Raw genomic sequence first — 19,489 nt, 5'->3', positions numbered from 1 at the left:
TTTCCCCTTCCCAAGCAATGGTCCTGAGCAATACCTTATGGCTCCCGGCACGCCGAAGGAGGAGTAATCCCGTGGCAGACCGCACACCCCCGCTCACCGTTGACGAGCTCCGCTCGCTCGTCGCGAGCGGCGAGATCGACACCGTCGTCCTGGCCTTCCCCGACATGCAGGGACGACTCCAGGGCAAGCGGTTCGCCGCCCCGTTCTTCCTGGACGACGTCCTCGACCACGGCACGGAGGGCTGCAACTATCTTCTGGCCGTCGACACCGAGATGAACACCGTCGACGGCTACGAGATGTCCTCCTGGGACCGCGGCTACGGCGACTTCGCCATGCACCCCGACCTCAGCACCCTGCGCCGCGTCCCCTGGAACGAGGGCACCGCCATGCTGATGGCCGACCTCGCCTGGGCCGACGGCAGCCCCGTCGTCGCCGCCCCGCGCCAGATCCTGCGCCGCCAGCTCGACCGGCTCGCCGCCCTCGGCCTCACCGCCCACGTCGGCACCGAGCTCGAGTTCATCGTCTTCAAGGACACCTACGAGCAGGCCTGGGACGCCCACTACCGGGACCTCACCCCGGCCAACCAGTACAACATCGACTACTCGGTGCTCGGCACCGGGCGCATCGAGCCGCTGCTGCGCCGCATCCGCAACGAGATGGCCGGCGCCGGACTCACCGTCGAGTCCGCCAAGGGCGAGTGCAACCCCGGCCAGCACGAGATCGCCTTCAAGTACGCCGAGGCCCTCGTCACCTGCGACCAGCACGCCGTCTACAAGACCGGCGCCAAGGAGATCGCCGCCCAGGAGGGCTGCTCGCTCACCTTCATGGCGAAGTACAACGAGCGCGAGGGCAACTCCTGTCACATCCACCTCTCGCTGCAGAACGCCGACGGCGTGAACGTGATGGCGGGCGACGGGCCAGGGGGGATGTCCGAGACCATGCGGCACTTCCTCGCCGGGCAGCTCGCCGCGCTCAGGGACTTCTCGCTGCTCTACGCGCCCAACATCAACTCGTACAAGCGGTTCCAGCCCGGCTCCTTCGCCCCCACGGCCGTCGCCTGGGGCCCCGACAACCGGACCTGCGCGCTGCGGATCGTCGGCCACGGGCGCTCCACCCGCTTCGAGAACCGCGTCCCGGGCGGCGACGTCAACCCGTACCTCGCCGTCGCAGGACTGATCGCCGCCGGCCTGTACGGCATCGAGCAGCGCCTCGAACTCCCGCCCGCCTGCACCGGCAACGCCTACACGGCCGACTACGAGCACGTCCCCACCACGCTCCGCGAGGCCGCCGAGCTCTGGGAGAACAGCGAGATCGCCAAGGCCGCCTTCGGCCCCGAGGTCGTCGCCCACTACCGCAACATGGCGCGCGTCGAACTCGACGCGTACGACGCCGCCGTCACCGACTGGGAACTGCGCCGCTCCTTCGAACGCATGTGAGGAACGACTTGCCGCACGAACTGCACGTCCTGAACCCGGCGACCGAGGAGGTCGTCGCCACCGTCCCCGCCGCCACCCCGGCGGACGTCGACGCCGCCGTCGCACGGGCCGGCGCCGCCCAGCGCTCCTGGGCCGCCGTCGCGCCCGCCGACCGGGCCCGCGCACTGCGCCGCTTCGCCGCCGTCGTCGACGCTCACATCGAGGAACTCGCCCTCCTGGAGGTCCGCGAGGCCGGCCACACCATCGGCAACGCCCGCTGGGAGGCCGGCAACGTCCGCGACCTGCTCGACTACGCGGCCGGCGGAGTCGAACGCCTCAACGGGCGGCAGATCCCGGTCTCCGGCGGCCTCGACATCACCATCCTCGAACCGCTCGGCGTCGTCGGCGTCATCGCGCCCTGGAACTTCCCCATGCCGATCGCCGCCTGGGCCACCGCCCCGGCGCTCGCCGCAGGCAACGCCGTCGTCCTCAAGCCCGCCGAGACCACCCCGCTCACCGCCCTCCGGCTCGCCGAGCTCGCCCTGGAGGCCGGACTGCCCGAGCACCTCTTCCAGGTCCTCCCCGGCGAGGGCCCGGTCGCCGGCACCGCCCTCGTCGAACACCCCGGCGTCGCCAAGGTCGTCTTCACCGGCTCCACCCGGGTCGGCAAGGAGATCATGGCCAGGGCCGCCGGACAGGTGAAGCGCGTCACCCTCGAACTCGGCGGCAAGAGCCCCAACATCGTCTACGCCGACGCGGACCTGGACGCCGCGGCCGCCGCCGCCCCGATGTCCTTCCTCGACAACAGCGGCCAGGACTGCTGCGCCCGCACCCGCATCCTGGTGCAGCGCTCCGTCTACGACCGCTTCCTGGCGCTGCTCACCCCGGCCGTCGAGGAGATCGTCGTCGGCGACCCCCTCGACGAGCGCACCCAGATGGGCCCGCTCATCTCCCGCGCCCAGCTCGACCGCGTCCGCTCCTACGTCACGGACGCCACCGAGAAGGCAACCGCCATCCGCGGCAAGGCGCCCGAGGGTCCCGGCTTCTGGTTCCCGCCCACTCTCCTCACCGACATCGCCGAGGACGCGCCCTGCGCCGTCGAGGAGGTCTTCGGCCCGGTGGCCGTCGTGCTCCCCTTCGACGACGAGGCCGACGCCGTACGGCTCGCCAACGCCACCCCGTACGGCCTGTCCGGCTCCATCTGGACCCGCGACATCGGCCGCGCCCTGCGCACCTCCCGCGCCGTCCGGGCCGGCAACCTCTCCGTCAACTCCCACTCCAGCGTCCGCTACTGGACCCCGTTCGGCGGCTTCGGCCAGTCCGGACTCGGCCGCGAACTCGGCCCGGACGCCCTGACCGCCTTCACCGAAACCAAGAACGTCTTCATCAGCACGGAGGCCTGAGCACCCATGAGCAACGAGACCACCGACATCGTCTGCCGCCGGCTCGTCGGCCGCACCGCCGTCATCACCGGCGCCGGCAGCGGCATCGGCCTCGCCACCGCCCGCCGACTCGCCTCCGAGGGCGCGAACGTGGTCTGCGGCGACATCGACGAGCGGGCCGGCAAGGCCGCCGCCGAGGAGGTCGGCGGCACCTTCGTGAAGGTCGACGTCACCGACCCCGAGGAGGTCGAGAACCTCTTCAAGGTCGCCTTCGACACCTACGGCTCCGTCGACATCGCCTTCAACAACGCCGGCATCTCGCCGCCCGACGACGACTCCATCCTGGAGACCGGCCTCGAAGCCTGGAAGCGCGTCCAGGACGTCAACCTCACCTCGGTCTACCTGTGCTGCAAGGCCGCCCTGCCGTACATGCGGCGCCAGGGCAGGGGCTCCATCATCAACACCGCCTCCTTCGTCGCCATCATGGGCGCGGCCACCAGCCAGATCTCCTACACCGCCTCCAAGGGCGGCGTCCTCGCCATGTCCCGCGAGCTCGGCGTCCAGTTCGCCCGCGAGGGCATCCGCGTCAACGCCCTGTGCCCGGGACCGGTCAACACCCCGCTGCTCCAGGAGCTGTTCGCCAAGGACCCGGAGCGCGCCGCGCGCCGCCTGGTGCACATCCCGGTCGGCCGGTTCGCCGAGGCCGAGGAGATCGCCGCCGCGGTCGCCTTCCTCGCCAGCGACGACTCCTCCTTCATCAACGCCACCGACTTCCTCGTCGACGGCGGCATCTCCGGCGCGTACGTGACCCCGCTCTAGTCCCGGAGTCCCGAGCGTTCACCTCGCTTCCATCCTCCCGACAGCCGGGCGTCGCAAGGCGCCCGGCTGTTCTGCGTACAAGCAGGAGCGTGATCATGAACAGCAAGCTGCGCACGTCCGCCGCGACGGCGGCCCTGGCCCTCGCCACGACCGGCCTGACCGGCCTGACCACCACGGCGAGCGCCCACACCACCGCGCCCACGGCCGCCTGCCCCACGCTCAAGATCTCCGCCGGCTGGTACGGCGACAACAAGGCCCGCATCGAGCGCCTGATCGCCGACCACTGCGGACACCGGGGCGACAAGGGTGACAAGGGGCGCAAGCCCGTCGCCGTCTTCGACTGGGACAACACCGTCATCAAGAACGACGTCGGCGACGCCACCCTCTACTGGCTGCTCCGCAACGACCGCATCAAGCCCCCGCGCCACGGCGACTGGACCACCACCAGCCGCTGGCTCACCCCCGAGGCCGCCGGCGCCCTCGCCGCCGCCTGTCCCACCGGCGTCCGCACCCTCCCCACCGCCACCGACACCGGATGCGCCGACGAGATCCTCTCCGTGTACGGCAAGGGCGCCACCACCGGCGGCGAGGCCGCGTTCGCCGGCTACGACCACCGCCGCATCGAGCCCGCGTACGCCTGGCTCGCCCAGCTCCTGCACGGCTGGACCGCCCGTCAGGTGCGCTCCTTCGCCGCGGCCGCCCGAGCCGAGAACCTCGCCGCCCCGCAGGGCGCCACCCAGCAGGTCGGCTCCGCGCAGGTCACCGGCTGGGTCCGCTACTACGACCAGCAGCGCGACCTCATCCGCGCCCTGCGGGACGGCGGCTTCGACGTCTGGATCGTCTCCGCCTCGCCCGAACCCGTCGTCGACGTCTGGGCCGCAGGCGTCGGCGTCGGGCCCTCGCACGCCGTCGGCATCCGCAACACCACCGAGGACGGCCGCCTCACCTCCCACCTCAAGGGCTGCGGCACCGTCCGCGACGGCGAGGACGCGATGATCACCTACATCGACGGCAAGCGCTGCTGGATCAACCAGGAGATCCTCGGCGTCCACGGCCCCGCCGCCGAACGCGTACAGCCCGCCGCCCGCCGCCAGGTCTTCGCCGCCGGCGACTCCGACACCGACGTCACCTTCCTCCGCGACGCCACCGGTCTCCGCCTCGTCCTCAACCGCAACAAGAACGAGCTGATGTGCCGGGCGTACGAGAACGGTGACGGCCGCTGGCTCGTCAACCCGATGTTCATCGAGCCGAAGAAGCAGAAGACGAGCCCGTATCCGTGCGCCACGACGGGCTACACGGCGACCGACGGAACGGCCGGGCCGGTCCGCCGCGCGGACGGCAGCGTCGTACCCGACCAGCAGGACTCGGTGTACTGACCCGACTTCAGAGGAAGGTCTTCCCCTCGCCCCGGTACGTCGGTACGGCGGCCGTCACGTGGTGGTCCTCCACCAGGTGCAGCGTGTCGAAGCGCTCGCACAGCTCGCCGGCCTTCGCATGGCGGAACCACACCTTGTCGCCGATGCGGAGGTCGTCGGCGGGGGAGCCGAGCAGCGGCGTCTGCACCTCGCCCGGACCCTCCCGCGGGTCGTAGCGCAGCCCCTCCGGGAGGTACGGGACCGGGAGCCGGTCCCGGCCCGCGACGCCCGAGGCGGGGTAGCCGCCGCCGAGGACCGTGACCACGCCGACGCCCGGGCGGCGCACCACCGGCTGGGCGAAGAGGGCCGCCGGGCGGGCCGAGAAGGAGCTGAAGTCGTCGAACAGGCGCGGCGCGAAGAGGCCCGAGCCCGCCGCGATCTCCGTCACCGCGTCCTCGGCCGCCGTGTGCTGCACGCTGCCCGTCCCGCCGCCGTTGACGAACTCCAGGTCGGGCGCCACCGCCCGGACCGCGCGCACCACGGCCGCCCGGCGCACCGCCAGCTCCCGGCGGGCCGCCGCCTGCATCAGCCGGACCGCCCGCGACCGCACCGGCCGCCCCGCGACAGCGTCCCCGACGCCCGCCACATGCCCCTCGTACGCCATCAGCCCGACCAGCCGGAACCCCGGCCGCCGCACCACCGACCGCGCCAGCTCCGCGAGCTCCGCCGGCTCCCGCAGCGGCGAACGCCGCGCCCCGATCCGTACCCGGCCGCCGAGCAGGCGCAGCGAGGTGTCCATCTCCAGACAGACCCGGATCTCCTCCGTGCCCCCGGCGCGCGACGCCTCGACCAGATCCAGCTGCGCCACGTCGTCGACCATCAGCGTCACCGCCGCGGCGAGCTTCGGGTCGCCCGCGAGCTCCGCGAACCCGGACCGGTCCGCCGACGGATACGCGAGCAGCACGTCCTCGAACCCGGACCGCGCCAGCCACAACGACTCCGCCAGCGTGAACGACATCACCCCCGCGAAGCCGTCCTTCGCCAGCACCCGCTCCAGGAGCGCCCGGCACCGCACCGACTTGCTCGCGACCCGGACCGGCTTCCCGGCCGCCCGGCGCACCAGATCCTCGGCGTTCGCGTCGAACGCCGCCAGGTCGACGATCGCGACGGGCGCGTCGAGATGCGCGGTGGCCCGGTCGTACCGGGCCCGGTCGGTGGCACGAGGAGTCATGGCCCGAGCCTGCCAGACGGGTTCGAGCGGGGGTAGCCCCTGGCATCCGGCCCCGTCACCGCCCGGTTCCCGCCCTGCCGGGAGCAGCCCGTAGAGTGACGCCGATTGCTTTCGCGGAACGACCAGGGGGACGGGGATGAGCACCGAGCCACAGCGCCCCGCGCCCACCTCCCGCATCACGGAGGCCCTGCTTCCGCCGGAGCCGGCGCCCGCCGACGCGCGCCTGCTGCCCGCCCGCCGCGAGCGCGTCCTCGCGCAGCCGCTGCCACCCGAGCAGCCGCCCCGGCCCGCCGCGCGCCCGACGGAGACCACGACGCGGCTCCGCCCCGTCCCGGACGCCCACCCCACGGAGACGACGACACAACTCAGGGCCGTACGACGCCCTGAGCAGACCCGGCCATCGGCCCCGGCGCCCGCGCCTGCGTCGGGCCCCGCTCCCGCCCCGGCGTCCGCACCCGGTTCCGCGTCCGCGCCCGCCGGTGGACCCGGTTCCGCGTCCGCGCCCGCTGGTGGACCCGGCCCCGCGTCCGCTGCCGCCCCGGCGCTCGCGCCCACCCCCGCACCCGTCTACGACGCCTGGGCCCTCGGCGCCCACGACGAGGCCGCTGCCGCACCCCGGCCCGTGCGCGGCACCGGGCGGGTCGTGGCCGCGGCCGTCTGTGCCGTGCTCGCGCTCGGGCTGGTCGGCGGGGCCGTCGCCGGTGCGCTGCTCGCCGGGAGCGGGGTCGGCGAGGGCGACGAGCCGGTCGGTTACGGGGCCACGCGGGCGCTGTGGCACGACGCACCCGTGGACACGCTCTTCCCGCGCACGCTCCCCGGCCCCTCGGCCGGCCCCGGCGGTGCCACCCGCACCTGGACGCGGATCGTCGTCGCGCCCGACGCGCCCTGCACGCCGACCACGCTGCCCAAGGCCCTGAACACCGCGCTCACCACCGTCGGCTGCGACCGCGTGCTGCGCGCCACCTACACCGACGCGACGGCCTCCCACGTCACCACCGTCGCCCTCGTCTTCACCCAGGCCGACCCGGCCACCATGCGCACCCTCGGCTCCCGCGCCGACGACGAGCTGCCGCCCGCGCTCGCCGGACCCGGCACGGTCGCCGACGGGTTCGGCGCCGCCCAGCGGGCCAGCTGGTGGCGGCACATCCTGCCGGACCTGCCGGTCGTCGTGACCGCGGTGTCCGGCTTCGCGGACGGCCGCGCGGTCGGCGAACCCGAGCCGGCCGACAAGGCGATGACGCCCAGGCGCACCACGGCCGTCGCCCAGGCGGGCCTCGGCCACGAGGCGAAGGGCGTCGCCGACGCCGTGGAGCGGGCCCTGCGCCGTACCGTCGTGAAGACCGTCGAGGAGGACGAGCGGTGACCCCGCGCCGTACCGTCACCACTGCCGCCGCGGCCGTGCTCGCCGCCGCCTTCGCGGTCCTCCCGGCGACGACCACGCCCGCCTTCGCCGACACCATCCGCGCCCGCCAGTGGGGCCTGGACGCCCTGCACACGAGCCGGGCCTGGCAGACGACCCGCGGCGCGGGCATCACCGTCGCCGTCCTCGACACCGGCGTGGACGGCACCCACCCCGACCTCGCGGGCTCCGTCCTGACCGGCACCGACCTCGTCGGCTTCGGCGCCTCCCGCGGCGACCGCGCCTGGGCCCGGCACGGCACCGCGATGGCCGGGATCATCGCGGGCCACGGCCACGGGCCCGGCGGTCAGGACGGCGTGCTCGGCGTCGCGCCGAAGGTGCGGATCCTTCCCGTGCGGGTGATCCTCGAAGGCACCGACAAGCAGCGCGACAAGGCCCGCAAGACCCGCGGCACCGCCCTCGCCGAGGGCATCCGCTGGGCCGCCGACCACGGCGCCGACGTCATCAACATGTCCCTCGGCGACGACTCCGAGTCCGCGCACCCGGACGCGGGCGAGGACGCGGCCGTCCAGTACGCGCTCGCCAAGGGCGTCTCCGTCGTCGCCTCCGCCGGCAACGGCGGCGAGAAGGGCGACCACATCTCCTTCCCGGCCGCCTACCCCGGCGTCATCGCCGTCGCCGCCGTCGACCGCTACGGCACCCATGCCACCTTCTCCACCAGCCGCTGGTACGCCACGGTGTCCGCGCCCGGCGTCGACATCGTCATCGCCGACCCCGACCGCCGCTACTACGAGGGCTGGGGCACCAGCGCCGCCGCCGCGTTCGTCTCCGGCGCCGTCGCCCTGGTCCGCTCCGCACACCCGGACCTGACCCCGGCGCAGGTCAAGAACCTCCTCGTCGACACCGCGCGGAACCGCCCCAAGGACGGCCGGAGCGACGAGAAGGGGTACGGCACGGTCGACCCGGCCGCCGCGATCGAGGCGGCCGGCTCGCTGAAGGGCGCCGACACCAAGGCGGCCGTCGCGGGATACCAGGGCCGCTACTTCGGGCCGGGACCCCAGCCCGACGCCGAGGACTCCCGCCCCATCGGCCTGCTCGCGCCGCTCGCGGGCGGCGTCGGCGTGCTCTTCCTGGCCGCCGCCGTCGCGCTGTGGCGGGGCGGACGCACTCCTCGCTGACCAGGGCCGATCGGCCCGGGGCCGAGGGCCGGACCGCGGACCGTTAGGCTCGGGGCGTGGCGCTCAAGAACATCCCCGACCCCGGTTTCTCCGACGACGACGGCACCGCCGACCCGCGGCTCGCCGCGGCCCTGGCGGCCTGGGCGGAGGACCGGACCGCCCACGGGCCGGTCCTCGCCGCCCTCAAGGACGCGCGGCTGCTGGTGCCCGTCGTCGCCATGCTCGGCGAGGTCGAGGTCGACGCCGTGACGGGGCTCAAGCAGGAGAAGACCAGCGACATGGCGGTGCCCACGCTCACCGCGGGTGACCGGCGGGCGCTGCCGGCCTTCACCTCGATCGCCTCGCTCGCCCTGTGGGACCCGGCCGCCCGGCCCGTCGCCGTCCCGCTGCACCAGGCGCTCGCCGCACTCGTCCACGAGAAGGCCGACACGCTGCTCCTGGACCTGGCGGGTCCGGTGCCGTACCAGGTGACCGGTTCCGCCCTGCTCGCCCTCGCCGAGGGCCGCACGAGCACGGACCCGCTGGACGACCCGGCGGTACGGGACGCGGTCCGCGCCGCTCTCGCCGCCGAGCCCGCCGTGCTCCGCGCCCACCTGGGCCCGGGCACCGCCGACGGCACCCTCGCCCTGGTCCTCGCCGAGGACGCGCCCGCCGCCGAGGCCGCCCAGCGCGTGGCCCGCGCGCTCGCCGCCGACGAAACACTGAGGGCCCGCCTGGTGCGCGGCCTCGACCTGGCACTGCTGCCGGCCTCGGCCACGCCTCCGGGCGAGCCCTTCTACGTAAAGAACTGACCTCCGAAACTTCCGCCCCGGATCAGCCGTAAACCGGGCCCGTGGCTGCGGTCTTCCGGGGGCGACCCCCGTACCCCCGCGGCCCTGACGGGCCCAGCGGGGCCGGTCTCCTAGCCGTAAACCGGGCCCGTGGCTGCGGTCTTCCGGGGGCGACCCCCGTACCCCCGTGGCCCTGACGGGCCCAGCGGGGCCGGTCTCCTAGCCGTAAACCGGGCCCGTGTACTTCTCGCCCGGGCCCTGGCCCGGCTCGTCCGGGACGAAGGACGCCTCGCGGAAGGCGAGCTGGAGGGACTTCAGGCCGTCGCGCAGCGGGGCCGCGTGGAAGGACGAGATCTCCGTCGCGCCGGCGTCGAGCAGACCGGCGAGGGCGTGGATCAGCTTGCGGGCCTCGTCGAGGTCCTTGTGGTCGTCGCCCTCCTCGGTGAGCCCGAGCTTCACCGCGGCGGCGCTCATCAGGTTGACGGCGACCGTGACGATCACCTCGACCGCCGGGACCTCGGCGATGTCGCGGGTCATGGCCGCGAAGTCAGGGCTGTCGGGGGAGTCGGTGGACTCGTGCTGGGGCGTCTCGCTCATGCCCACACGATAAGCGGACCGGCGCCCGGAACCGCTCGCCCCGTCCCCGTTCGCGTACGCGCCCGGGTCCTGCTAACCTTGTGTGACGACCGGCCGAGCACCTCCGTGCCCGGCCCACAAGTGGAGGCTCCGACTTCCCACCTGGCCGCTCTCACGGGCGGCGGGTCACCGGTCAGGCGGTCCCCATCGTTCCGTACGGACGATGGAGCCGTCCGAATGTGCGCCCCGCGGCTGGCCGCGGCGGTGCTCCGGTTTCATGGAGCCCCGCCTGTGTCCCGTCCCGGGGCATTTTTCGTGCACCGGCTCGGTTGGTCCCGACAGTTCTACCGAGACGTGTCCGTCCGCCCGGCGGTCGCGTGGTGCTACCGAGGAGGATCCATCAGCGCCGAGCCCCGCATCAACGAGCGGATTCGCGTTCCCGAGGTGCGTCTTGTCGGCCCCAGTGGCGAGCAGGTCGGCATTGTGCCGCTTGCCAAGGCCCTGGAGCTCGCGCAGGAGTACGACCTCGATCTGGTCGAGGTCGCTGCAACCGCACGCCCGCCCGTGTGCAAGCTCATGGACTACGGCAAGTTCAAGTACGAGTCGGCCATGAAGGCCCGTGAGGCGCGCAAGAACCAGGCGCACACGGTCATCAAGGAGATGAAGCTCCGGCCGAAGATCGACCCGCACGACTATGACACCAAGAAGGGTCACGTCGTCCGGTTCCTCAAGCAGGGTGACAAGGTCAAGATCACGATCATGTTCCGTGGTCGTGAGCAGTCCCGGCCCGAGCTCGGCTACCGACTGCTGCAGCGCCTCGCCGAGGACGTTCAGGAGCTGGGCTTCATCGAGTCCAACCCCAAGCAGGACGGCCGGAACATGATCATGGTTCTGGGTCCGCACAAGAAGAAGACCGAGGCCATGGCCGAGGCCCGCGAGGCCCAGGCCGCGCGCAAGGCCGAGCGTCAGGGCGTTGCGCACGCGGCCGCTCCGGCCGACGAGCAGGCTCCGGTCGACGAGCAGGCTTCGGTCGAGGAGCAGGCTTCGGCCGACGCGTCGGCCGAGAACTCCGAGGCGTGATCCCGAGGGGCCGCCGGACCGGCGGCCCCGGGTTTCGCCCCGGAACCACCAACGAAGAATTGACGCTCCCGGTTGCCCGGTGCCCGCACCGGGGGGAGCGCCACTGACGAGGAGATAACGGCGCCATGCCGAAGAACAAGACGCACTCCGGTGCCAAGAAGCGCTTCAAGGTCACCGGCTCCGGCAAGATCCTGCGGGAGCGCGCCGGCAAGCGCCACCTGCTCGAGCACAAGTCGTCCAAGCTGACGCGTCGCCTCACGGGCAACGCCGAGATGGCCCCGGGTGACTCCGCCAAGATCAAGAAGATGCTGGGCATCTGAGTTGATCTCCCGCCCTCCGCCTGGAGGGCATCCGGTCGAGACCGGGACCCATCCGTTTTTCGGGTCGTGTGAGGACCACCACGGCCCCGCTACAAGGAGTAAGAAGTGGCACGCGTCAAGCGGGCAGTCAACGCCCACAAGAAGCGCCGGGCGATCCTCGAGCAGGCTTCCGGCTACCGCGGTCAGCGTTCGCGCCTCTACCGCAAGGCCAAGGAGCAGGTCACCCACTCGCTGGTCTACAACTACAACGACCGCAAGAAGCGCAAGGGCGACTTCCGTCAGCTGTGGATCCAGCGCATCAACGCCGCTGCCCGCCTGAACGGCATGACGTACAACCGCCTCATCCAGGGTCTGAAGGCCGCCAACATCGAGGTGGACCGCAAGATCCTCGCCGAGCTGGCCGTCAACGACTCCAACGCGTTCGCCGCGCTGGTCGAGGTCGCGCAGAAGGCCCTCCCGGCCGACGTCAACGCTCCGAAGGCCGCCGCCTGATCTTCCAGGCCGCAGTACTTCTGCCCGGACCCGCAGGCCCAGCGCCTGCGGGTCCGGCGCGTTGACCGCTCCTTTTCCGGCCGCCGTTCGCCGCCGTACCCGACGAGACCGAGACAGAGACAGAGAGCCCCAGGCACATGTCCACCCCCGAGCTGATCTCCCCGCGTTCGCCGCGCGTCGTCGCCGCCCGGCGGCTCGCCAAGCGCAACTTCCGGGGCAAGGACCGTCTCTTCCTCGCCGAGGGCCCGCAGGCCGTCCGCGAGGCCGTCGAGCACCGCGGCAGCAGCGGTGAGGCCACCCTCGTGGAGCTCTTCACCACCGTCGAGGCCGCCGAGCGCTACGCCCCCATCGTCGAGGCCGCCCGCGCCGCCGGCGCCCGCGTCCACTTCGCCTCCGACGCCGTCCTCGCCGAGGTCTCCCAGACCGTCACCCCGCAGGGCCTCACCGGCGTCTGCCGCTTCCTCGACTCGCCGTTCGAGGACATCCTCGCCGCCCGCCCCAAGCTGGTCGCCGTTCTCGCCCACGTCCGCGACCCCGGGAACGCCGGCACCGTGCTGCGCTGCGCCGACGCGGCCGGCGCCGACGCCGTGATCCTCACCGACGCCTCCGTGGACCTCTACAACCCGAAGTCCGTGCGCGCCTCCGTCGGCTCCCTCTTCCACCTCCCGGTCGCCGTCGGCGTCCCGGTCGAGCAGGCCGTCGCCGGCCTCAAGGCCGCCGGCGTGCGGATCCTCGCCGCCGACGGGGCCGGCGAGGACGACCTCGACGACGAGCTGGACGCCGGCACCATGAGCGGCCCGACCGCCTGGGTCTTCGGCAACGAGGCATGGGGACTGCCCGAGGAGACCCGGGCCCTCGCCGACGCCGTCGTCCGCGTCCCGATCCACGGCAAGGCCGAGAGCCTCAACCTCGCGACCGCCGCCGCCGTGTGCCTGTACGCCTCCGCGCGCGCCCAACGCTCCCGAACCACCTCCTGAGCACACCACGGGGCCGCCGCGCCTAGTAGGGTGACGAGCTCGGGGCCCACTGCGCTACACGGAGGGGTGGGATACGGGGATGACGGTCGGTACGGGCAGTCCCGCACAGGCACGGAGCGCCGCGCCGCACGCGCCGCAGCCGCCACCCGAGCCCGGAGCCGTACCGGAGCCGCGTCGCGCCTCCCTCTCGTACGCACCCGACGGCGCCCCCGGTCCCGGCCTCGGGATCGACCCGGACGACCTGCCCGACGGTCTCGTCGTCGCCGACGAGACCGGCCGGATCATCTGCTTCAACGCCGCGGCCAGCCGTATCACCGCCGTGCCCGGCGACCGGGCGCTCGGCCGTCCGCTCGACGAGGCGCTGCCCCTGGAGGACCTCAAGGGCCACCGCTGGTGGGCGCTGACCGACCCCTACGGCGGGCTCGCCACCCGCCGCGGCCAGCCCGAGCGCAACCTGCTGCTGCCCGGCGGGCGCGAGGTGCTCGTCTCCGCCCGTTACGTGCGCAGCCGCCCGACCGGGCCCGTGCAGCGGGTCGTGGTCTGTCTGCGCGGCACCGAGGCGCGCCGTCGCACCGAGCGCAGCCACGCCGAGCTGATCGCCACGGTCGCGCACGAGCTGCGCTCGCCGCTGACGTCCGTGAAGGGCTTCACCGCGACCCTGCTCAGCAAGTGGGAGCGGTTCACCGACGACCAGAAGCGGCTGATGCTGGAGACCGTCGACGCCGACGCGGGCCGCATCAAGCGGCTCATCGCCGAACTGCTCGACATCTCGCGGATCGATTCCGGCCGTCTGGAGGTGCGCCGCCAGCGCGTGGACATCGCCGCCGCCGTCGGCCGTCACGTCCACGCCCACACCACCCGCGGCCAGTCCCCGGACCGTTTCTTCGTGCGGGTCCGGCCCGACCTGCCGGACCTCTGGGCCGACCCCGACAAGATCGACCAGATCCTCGGCAACCTGCTCGAAAATGCGGTGCGCCACGGCGAGGGAACCGTCACCATCGAAGTGGCACCCACCACGGCCACCACCGACGGAGAGAAGGGGACGGAGGTCAGCGTGAGCGACGAAGGACCCGGCATCCCCGAGGAGTCGATGGGCCGCGTCTTCACCCGCTTCTGGCGGGGCAGCAAGCGCGGCGGCACCGGGCTCGGCCTCTACATCGTCAAGGGCGTCGTCGAGGCCCACGGCGGCACCATCACCGTCGGACGCGGCCCCCGCGGCGGGGCCGAGTTCCGATTTATCCTGCCCGTCGGCACCCCGGCCCACCTCCTCTGACGTCCTCCGCGACGTCGCCTCCCGTCTCATCTGACGAGACCGTGCGAGGTCAGGAGCCGCCCGGGGCCGCCCACGGGCTCATTCGCGTCCCTGCGCCCCGTTAGACTCGTCCTTTGGCACGTTTGCGCCCTTGACGTCGAGCGGGGCCGCCCAGCCAGCCAACGGAAGCACGGGAAGAGATGTCGGCACCCAATAAGTCGTACGACCCGGTCGAGGTCGAAGCCTTGAAACCGGAAGAGATCGAGCGCATGCGGGACGAGGCGCTCGCCGCCTTCGCCGCCGCAGGCGACCTCGACGCGCTCACCCACGCGAAGACCGCGCACACCGGCGGCACCTCGCCGCTGGCGCTCGCCAACCGCGAGATCGGCGCCCTGCCCCCGCAGGCCAAGGCCGCGGCCGGCAAGCTCGTGGGCCAGGCCCGCGGCGCCGTCTCCAAGGGCCTCGCCGCCCGCCAGGCCGAGCTGGAGGCCGAGCGCGACGCCCGCGTCCTCGTCGAGGAGGCCGTCGACGTCACCCTGCCGTACGACCGGATCCCGGCCGGCGCCCGCCACCCGCTGACCACCCTCATGGAGCGCGTCGCCGACGTGTTCGTCTCCATGGGCTACGAGGTCGCCGAGGGCCCCGAGGTCGAGGCCGAGTGGTTCAACTTCGACGCGCTCAACTTCGTGCCGGACCACCCGGCCCGGCAGATGCAGGACACCTTCTTCGTCCAGGGCCCCGAGGGGACGACCGGCGACGAGTCCGGTGTCGTGCTCCGTACGCACACCTCGCCGGTGCAGGCCCGCACCCTCATCGACCGGGAGCCCCCGGTCTACGTGGTGTGCCCCGGCCGCGTCTACCGCACCGACGAGCTCGACGCCACGCACACCCCGGTCTTCCACCAGATCGAGCTGCTGGCCGTCGACGAGGGCCTCACTATGGCCGACCTCAAGGGCACCCTGGACCACATGGTCCAGGCGCTCTTCGGACCCGACATGAAGACCCGGCTCCGCCCGAACTTCTTCCCGTTCACCGAGCCGTCCGCCGAGATGGACATGCTCTGCTACGTGTGCCGTGGCGAGTCCGTCGGCAACCCGGACCGGCCCTGCCGCACCTGCGGCAGCGAGGGCTGGATCGAGCTCGGCGGCTGCGGCATGGTCAACCCCAAGGTGCTCGTCGCCTGCGGTGTGGACCCCGAGAAGTACAGCGGATTCGCCTTCGGGTTCGGCATCGAGCGGATGCTGATGTTCCGCCACAACGTCGAAGACATGCGAGACATGGTCGAGGGTGACGTCCGGTTCACCCGGCCTTTCGGGATGGAGATCTGATGCGGGTCCCGCTTTCCTGGCTGCGGGAGTACGTCGACCTGCCGGCGTCCGAGTCCGGCCGTGACGTGCAGGCCAAGCTCGTGTCGGCCGGCCTCGAGGTCGAGACCGTCGAGCAGCTCGGCGCGGGCCTCACCGGCCCGCTCGTCGTCGGCAAGGTCCTCACGATCGAGGAACTGACCGAGTTCAAGAAGCCGATCCGCTTCTGCACCGTGGACGTCGGTCAGGCCAACGGCACCGGCGAGCCGCAGGAGATCATCTGCGGCGCCCGGAACTTCGCCGAGGGCGACAAGGTCGTCGTGGCGCTGCCCGGCGCCGTGCTGCCCGGCGACTTCCGCATCGCCGAGCGCAAGACCTACGGCCGCGTCTCCAAGGGCATGATCTGCTCCGGCGACGAGCTCGGCATGGGCGACGACGGCACGCACGGCATCATCGTGCTGCCGCCGGAGCACGAGGTCGGCATCGACGCCACGGTCCTCCTCGAGCTGTACGACGAGGTCCTCGACATCGCCGTCACCCCGGACCGCGGCTACTGCCTCTCGATGCGCGGCATCGCCCGTGAGGCCGCCATCGCGTACGGGCTGCCGCTGCGCGACCCGGCGCTGCTCGACGTGCCCGCGCCCAACGCGTACGGCTACCCGGTGCAGATCGCCGACCCGATGGGCTGCGACCGCTTCACCGCCCGCACGGTCACCGGTCTCGACCCCGAGGCCCACAGCCCGATCTGGCTCAAGCGCCGCCTGCAGAAGGCCGGCATGCGCCCGATCTCGCTCGCCGTCGACATCACCAACTACGTGATGCTCGAGCTCGGCCAGCCGCTGCACGCCTACGACCGCAACCGCGTCGACGGCCCGATCGGCGTCCGCCGCGCCGAGCCCGGTGAGAAGATCACCACGCTCGACGGCACCGTGCGCGTCCTGGACCCGGCCGACCTGCTCATCGTCGACAACAGCGGGCCGATCGGCCTCGCCGGAGTCATGGGCGGCGCCAACACCGAGATCGCCGACCCGGTCACCGACCCCGAGACCGGCGCCGTCACCGGCACCACCGAGGTCGTCATCGAGGCCGCGCACTTCGACGCGATCTCGATCGCCCGCACCGCGCGCCGCCACAAGCTGTCCTCCGAGGCGTCCAAGCGCTTCGAGCGCGGCGTCGACCCGCTGGCCGCGGCCGCCGCCGCGCAGCGCACCGTCGACCTGCTCGTGCTGCTCGCGGGCGGCACGGCCGAGGCCGGTGTCACCGAGATCGTCGCCCCGTCCGCGCCCCGGACGATCGTCATCCCGGCGAACCACCCGGACCGCGTCGCCGGTGTCGACTACGGCCGCGAGACCGTCGTCCGCCGCCTCCAGGAGGTCGGCTGCGACGTCTACGGCCAGGACGAGCTCGTCGTCACCGTGCCCTCGTGGCGCCCCGACCTGAACGAGCCGAACGACCTCGCCGAAGAGGTCATCCGGCTGGAGGGCTACGAGAACCTGCCCTCCACGCTGCCCAAGCCCCCGGCGGGCCGCGGCCTCACCGAGCGCCAGCGCACCCACCGCCGGGTGGGCCGCGCGCTGGCCGGCGCCGGCTACGTCGAGGCGCTGAACTACCCCTTCATCGGCGAGCAGGTCTTCGACCAGCTCGGCCTGGACGCGGACGACGCCCGCCGCCGGGTCGTCAAGCTGGTCAACCCGCTCTCCGACGAGGAGCCCGCGCTCCGTACGACGCTGCTGCCGGGCCTGCTCGGCGCGCTGCGCCGCAACGACGGGCGCGGCAGCCACGACCTGGCGCTCTTCGAGACCGGCCTGGTCTTCCGCCCGACCGAGGGCCGGCCGGGCGTCGCCGTCCGCCTGCCCGTCGACCGCCGCCCGAGCGACGAGGACATCGCCCGCGTCAACGCCGCGCTGCCCGCGCAGCCGCGCCGCGCCGCCGTCGTCCTCGCCGGCGCCCGCGAGCAGGCCGGCTGGTGGGGCAAGGGCCGCCCGACGGACTGGGCCGACGCCATCCAGGCGGCGCGCCTGGTGGCCGCCGAGTCGGGTGTCGAGCTGCTGATCGACGCCGACCAGCACGCCCCCTGGCACCCGGGCCGGTGCGCCGCCTTCCACGTCGTCATCGACGGCGAGAAGGTCCTGGCCGGCCACGGTGGCGAGCTCCACCCCCGCGTGGTGAAGGCGCTCGGCCTCCCGGCCCGCACCTGCGCCATGGAGCTGGACCTCGACGTCCTGGAGCGCGCGAGCGAGGGCCCGGTCAAGGCCCCGCGCATCTCCGCCTTCCCGGTCGCCACCCAGGACGTCGCCCTGGTCGTCGACCAGGCCGTCCCGGCCGCCATGGTCGAGTACTACCTGGCCGGCGGCGCGGGTGAACTCCTGGAGTCCATCCGCCTGTTCGACGTCTACACCGGCGACCAGATCGACGCCGGCAAGAAGTCGCTGGCCTACGCCCTGCGCTTCCGCGCCGCCGACCGCACCCTGACGGTCGAGGAGGCCACGGCCGCCCGCGACGCCGCGGTCGCCATGGCCGCGGAGCACACGGGCGCGGTGCTGCGCGGCGCCTGACGGCACGTGTGACAGGAAGGGGCCCTGCCCCGGGCGAACAAGCCCGGGGCAGGGCCCCTTCTCTTTTCCGAGGGTTACTCACTCCTTCGGGTGAGATCCGAAGGGGAGGCTCCCGCATCCCCCGCCCCGTCGGGAGAATCGACGCGGCCACAGGGGCGAGCCTGTGCGCCGCAGGGTCTTCGGGCGCTGGCGGGCCTCGGGAAGGGCCGTGGATGTTCCGTGACAGGTCATTGGTTGCCGAAGGCTCCTGGATGCGGCGGTCGGCTCCGTGGGCGCTGCCGGTCGGCTGGGGAGTCGTGGCCGTCGCGTGGCAGGTGTGGTGCCCGCTGGCGCGGGAGCCCGGGCCCGCGGTGCGCGGCGCGACCGGCGCGGTGTTCTTCGGCGTCGGCGTCGGGCTCGTGTACGGGGTGCGGCGGGGGCTCGCGCGGGAACTGGCGCGGCTGCGGGCCGTCGCCGACGCCACCCAGCAGGTGCTGCTGCGCCCGCCGCCCGCGCGGCTCGACGGTCTCACGGTGGCGGCGGGACAGCTGTCGGCGTCGCGCGGGGCGGCGGTCGGCGGGGATCTGTACGAGGCGGTGGCCACGCCGTACGGGGTGCGGATCGTCATCGGGGACGTGCGGGGGCACGGGCTCGCCGCGCTCGGGGCGGTGGTGGCCGTGCTCGGCAGCTTCCGCGAGGCCGTCCACGACGAGCCCGAACTCGCGGGCGTGCTGCGCCGGCTCGACCGGGCGCTCGGCCGGCACCTGTGCGAGCGGGCCCGGGAGGAGCACCCGGCGCGGGCCGGGCGGGCGCCCGAGCATCCGGCGGCCGAGGAGTTCGTGACCCTGATGCTCCTGGAGATCCGCTCCGACGGGGCCCTCGACGTCCTCTGCTGCGGCCACCCCGGCCCGTACCGGATCGGCGGCCGCCGGGTCGAGCCCGTGCCCGTCGGCGACCCGCTGCCGCCGCTCGGCGCCTTCCCGCTCCCCGCCGAGCTCGTGCCGTACCGCGCGCCGCGGCTGCTGCCCGGCCAGACGCTGGTCCTGCACACCGACGGCGCCGAGGAGGCCCGGGACGGCCGGGGCCGGTTCTTCCCGCTGGCCGCCGTCCTCGCCGGTGCGGCGTGCGAGCCGCCGGCCGCCGTCGTCCGCCGGGTGCACGCCGCGCTGCTCCGCCACACCGGCGGCCGGCTCGCCGACGACGTCGCGCTGCTCGTCGTGCGCAACGACCGCGTCCGGGTACCGGCGCAGCCCGCCGAACCCGGGCTGCGCCGTACCCGGCCCACGCCCTCCCCGCACTGACGGGAGCGGGCGGTGGCCGGCGCCGTCCGCGCTGCCACGGAGTGTCGGGCAGATCGACAGCGCGGACGGCGCGCGGACCGGGCGACCGCACTGTATGAGGGGGAGCCGGCGGCCCGGTCGTTCTCGCCCTTGCGGCGAGGGAG

Annotated in this window: 17 protein-coding genes; 15 read left to right on the top strand and 2 right to left on the bottom strand. The window is 73.4% G+C overall.

Translation table 11 applies throughout. The annotated features are described in order from the left end of the window. Nucleotides 1–71 precede the first annotated feature (71 nt). From ACIRSU_RS26855 to ACIRSU_RS26840, 4 genes are all read left to right on the top strand, one after another. A complete protein-coding gene (locus tag ACIRSU_RS26855; RefSeq protein ID WP_403797019.1) occupies nt 72–1,436 on the top strand; it encodes a glutamine synthetase family protein in 1,365 nt (454 codons plus the stop codon). 8 nt (nt 1,437–1,444) lie between these two features. After that, entirely contained in the window at nt 1,445–2,818 is a 1,374-nt protein-coding gene (locus tag ACIRSU_RS26850; RefSeq protein ID WP_403797016.1) for an aldehyde dehydrogenase family protein, read from the top strand. Nucleotides 2,819–2,824: 6 nt separating this feature from the next. Continuing rightward, complete coding sequence (locus ACIRSU_RS26845; RefSeq protein ID WP_403797013.1) at nt 2,825–3,616, top strand: 3-oxoacyl-ACP reductase; 792 nt, start codon at nt 2,825–2,827, stop codon at nt 3,614–3,616. A 95-nt stretch (nt 3,617–3,711) separates the two neighbouring features. Further along, nucleotides 3,712–4,992 carry a haloacid dehalogenase-like hydrolase gene (locus ACIRSU_RS26840; protein ID WP_403797011.1) on the top strand — a complete coding sequence of 427 codons (1,281 nt, stop codon included), beginning with the start codon at nt 3,712–3,714 and terminating at the stop codon, nt 4,990–4,992. A 7-nt stretch (nt 4,993–4,999) separates the two neighbouring features. Here the strand turns inward: ACIRSU_RS26840 and ACIRSU_RS26835 are convergent, their stop codons facing one another. Continuing rightward, nucleotides 5,000–6,202, bottom strand: coding sequence for an amino acid deaminase/aldolase (locus ACIRSU_RS26835; protein WP_403797008.1), 1,203 nt, complete (start codon nt 6,200–6,202; stop codon nt 5,000–5,002). Between the two features lie 136 nt (nt 6,203–6,338). On the opposite strand from ACIRSU_RS26835, the gene ACIRSU_RS26830 reads away from it, so the two are divergent. The 3 genes from ACIRSU_RS26830 to ACIRSU_RS26820 are packed head-to-tail and all read left to right on the top strand — an operon-like array spanning nt 6,339 to nt 9,531. Next, entirely contained in the window at nt 6,339–7,565 is a 1,227-nt protein-coding gene (locus ACIRSU_RS26830) for a hypothetical protein (protein ID WP_403797005.1), read from the top strand. Then, complete coding sequence (mycP, locus tag ACIRSU_RS26825) at nt 7,562–8,740, top strand: type VII secretion-associated serine protease mycosin (RefSeq protein ID WP_403797002.1); 1,179 nt, start codon at nt 7,562–7,564, stop codon at nt 8,738–8,740. The genes ACIRSU_RS26830 and mycP overlap by 4 nt, the downstream gene beginning before the upstream one ends. Nucleotides 8,741–8,796: 56 nt before the next feature. Next, nucleotides 8,797–9,531, top strand: coding sequence for an SseB family protein (locus ACIRSU_RS26820; RefSeq protein ID WP_403796999.1), 735 nt, complete (start codon nt 8,797–8,799; stop codon nt 9,529–9,531). Between the two features lie 198 nt (nt 9,532–9,729). Here the strand turns inward: ACIRSU_RS26820 and ACIRSU_RS26815 are convergent, their stop codons facing one another. After that, a complete protein-coding gene (locus ACIRSU_RS26815; RefSeq protein ID WP_389212729.1) occupies nt 9,730–10,107 on the bottom strand; it encodes a DUF1844 domain-containing protein in 378 nt (125 codons plus the stop codon). A gap of 333 nt (nt 10,108–10,440) precedes the next feature. On the opposite strand from ACIRSU_RS26815, the gene infC reads away from it, so the two are divergent. The 8 genes from infC to ACIRSU_RS26775 all read left to right on the top strand — a co-directional run bounded on the left by infC (nt 10,441) and on the right by ACIRSU_RS26775 (nt 19,346). Next, nucleotides 10,441–11,166, top strand: a complete 726-nt coding sequence (infC, locus tag ACIRSU_RS26810) for a translation initiation factor IF-3 (protein ID WP_403796995.1) — start codon at nt 10,441–10,443, stop codon at nt 11,164–11,166. Nucleotides 11,167–11,291: 125 nt separating this feature from the next. Further along, the gene (gene rpmI / locus ACIRSU_RS26805; RefSeq protein WP_041128339.1) at nt 11,292–11,486 is read left to right on the top strand and encodes a 50S ribosomal protein L35; all 195 of its coding nucleotides are present in this window, start codon (nt 11,292–11,294) and stop codon (nt 11,484–11,486) included. Between the two features lie 105 nt (nt 11,487–11,591). Further along, the gene (gene rplT / locus ACIRSU_RS26800; RefSeq protein ID WP_225799578.1) at nt 11,592–11,978 is read left to right on the top strand and encodes a 50S ribosomal protein L20; all 387 of its coding nucleotides are present in this window, start codon (nt 11,592–11,594) and stop codon (nt 11,976–11,978) included. A gap of 137 nt (nt 11,979–12,115) precedes the next feature. After that, entirely contained in the window at nt 12,116–12,955 is an 840-nt protein-coding gene (locus ACIRSU_RS26795) for a TrmH family RNA methyltransferase (RefSeq protein WP_403796993.1), read from the top strand. Nucleotides 12,956–13,034: 79 nt separating this feature from the next. Beyond that, nucleotides 13,035–14,228: an ATP-binding protein gene (locus ACIRSU_RS26790; protein ID WP_403796990.1), complete on the top strand. Its 1,194-nt coding sequence runs from the start codon at nt 13,035–13,037 to the stop codon at nt 14,226–14,228. A 179-nt stretch (nt 14,229–14,407) separates the two neighbouring features. Next, nucleotides 14,408–15,535, top strand: coding sequence for a phenylalanine--tRNA ligase subunit alpha (gene pheS, locus ACIRSU_RS26785; RefSeq protein WP_403796988.1), 1,128 nt, complete (start codon nt 14,408–14,410; stop codon nt 15,533–15,535). Next, nucleotides 15,535–18,066, top strand: coding sequence for a phenylalanine--tRNA ligase subunit beta (gene pheT, locus ACIRSU_RS26780; RefSeq protein ID WP_403796985.1), 2,532 nt, complete (start codon nt 15,535–15,537; stop codon nt 18,064–18,066). Before pheS ends, pheT begins: the two co-directional genes overlap by 1 nt. A 251-nt stretch (nt 18,067–18,317) precedes the next feature. Then, the gene (locus ACIRSU_RS26775; protein ID WP_403796982.1) at nt 18,318–19,346 is read left to right on the top strand and encodes a PP2C family protein-serine/threonine phosphatase; all 1,029 of its coding nucleotides are present in this window, start codon (nt 18,318–18,320) and stop codon (nt 19,344–19,346) included. Nucleotides 19,347–19,489: the final 143 nt, after the last annotated feature.

This window comes from Streptomyces sp. NPDC101160, assembly GCF_044768205.1.
In the GTDB taxonomy this organism is placed as follows: domain Bacteria; phylum Actinomycetota; class Actinomycetes; order Streptomycetales; family Streptomycetaceae; genus Streptomyces.
The sequence above is the reverse complement of the archived record's forward strand: the minus strand, read 5'-3'. Positions and strand labels throughout refer to the sequence as shown.

Bases quoted from the DNA above. Each gene is read 5' to 3' on its own strand.
- ACIRSU_RS26830 (WP_403797005.1), top strand. From the start codon at position 6,339: ATGAGCACCGAGCCACAGCGCCCCGCGCCCACCTCCCGCATCACGGAG.
- ACIRSU_RS26775 (WP_403796982.1), top strand. From the start codon at position 18,318: ATGCGGCGGTCGGCTCCGTGGGCGCTGCCGGTCGGCTGGGGAGTCGTG.
- pheT (WP_403796985.1), top strand. From the start codon at position 15,535: ATGCGGGTCCCGCTTTCCTGGCTGCGGGAGTACGTCGACCTGCCGGCG.
- ACIRSU_RS26795 (WP_403796993.1), top strand. From the start codon at position 12,116: ATGTCCACCCCCGAGCTGATCTCCCCGCGTTCGCCGCGCGTCGTCGCC.
- rpmI (WP_041128339.1), top strand. From the start codon at position 11,292: ATGCCGAAGAACAAGACGCACTCCGGTGCCAAGAAGCGCTTCAAGGTC.
- ACIRSU_RS26835 (WP_403797008.1), bottom strand. From the start codon at position 6,202: ATGACTCCTCGTGCCACCGACCGGGCCCGGTACGACCGGGCCACCGCG.
- ACIRSU_RS26845 (WP_403797013.1), top strand. From the start codon at position 2,825: ATGAGCAACGAGACCACCGACATCGTCTGCCGCCGGCTCGTCGGCCGC.
- ACIRSU_RS26840 (WP_403797011.1), top strand. From the start codon at position 3,712: ATGAACAGCAAGCTGCGCACGTCCGCCGCGACGGCGGCCCTGGCCCTC.
- ACIRSU_RS26790 (WP_403796990.1), top strand. From the start codon at position 13,035: ATGACGGTCGGTACGGGCAGTCCCGCACAGGCACGGAGCGCCGCGCCG.
- pheS (WP_403796988.1), top strand. From the start codon at position 14,408: ATGTCGGCACCCAATAAGTCGTACGACCCGGTCGAGGTCGAAGCCTTG.
- ACIRSU_RS26815 (WP_389212729.1), bottom strand. From the start codon at position 10,107: ATGAGCGAGACGCCCCAGCACGAGTCCACCGACTCCCCCGACAGCCCT.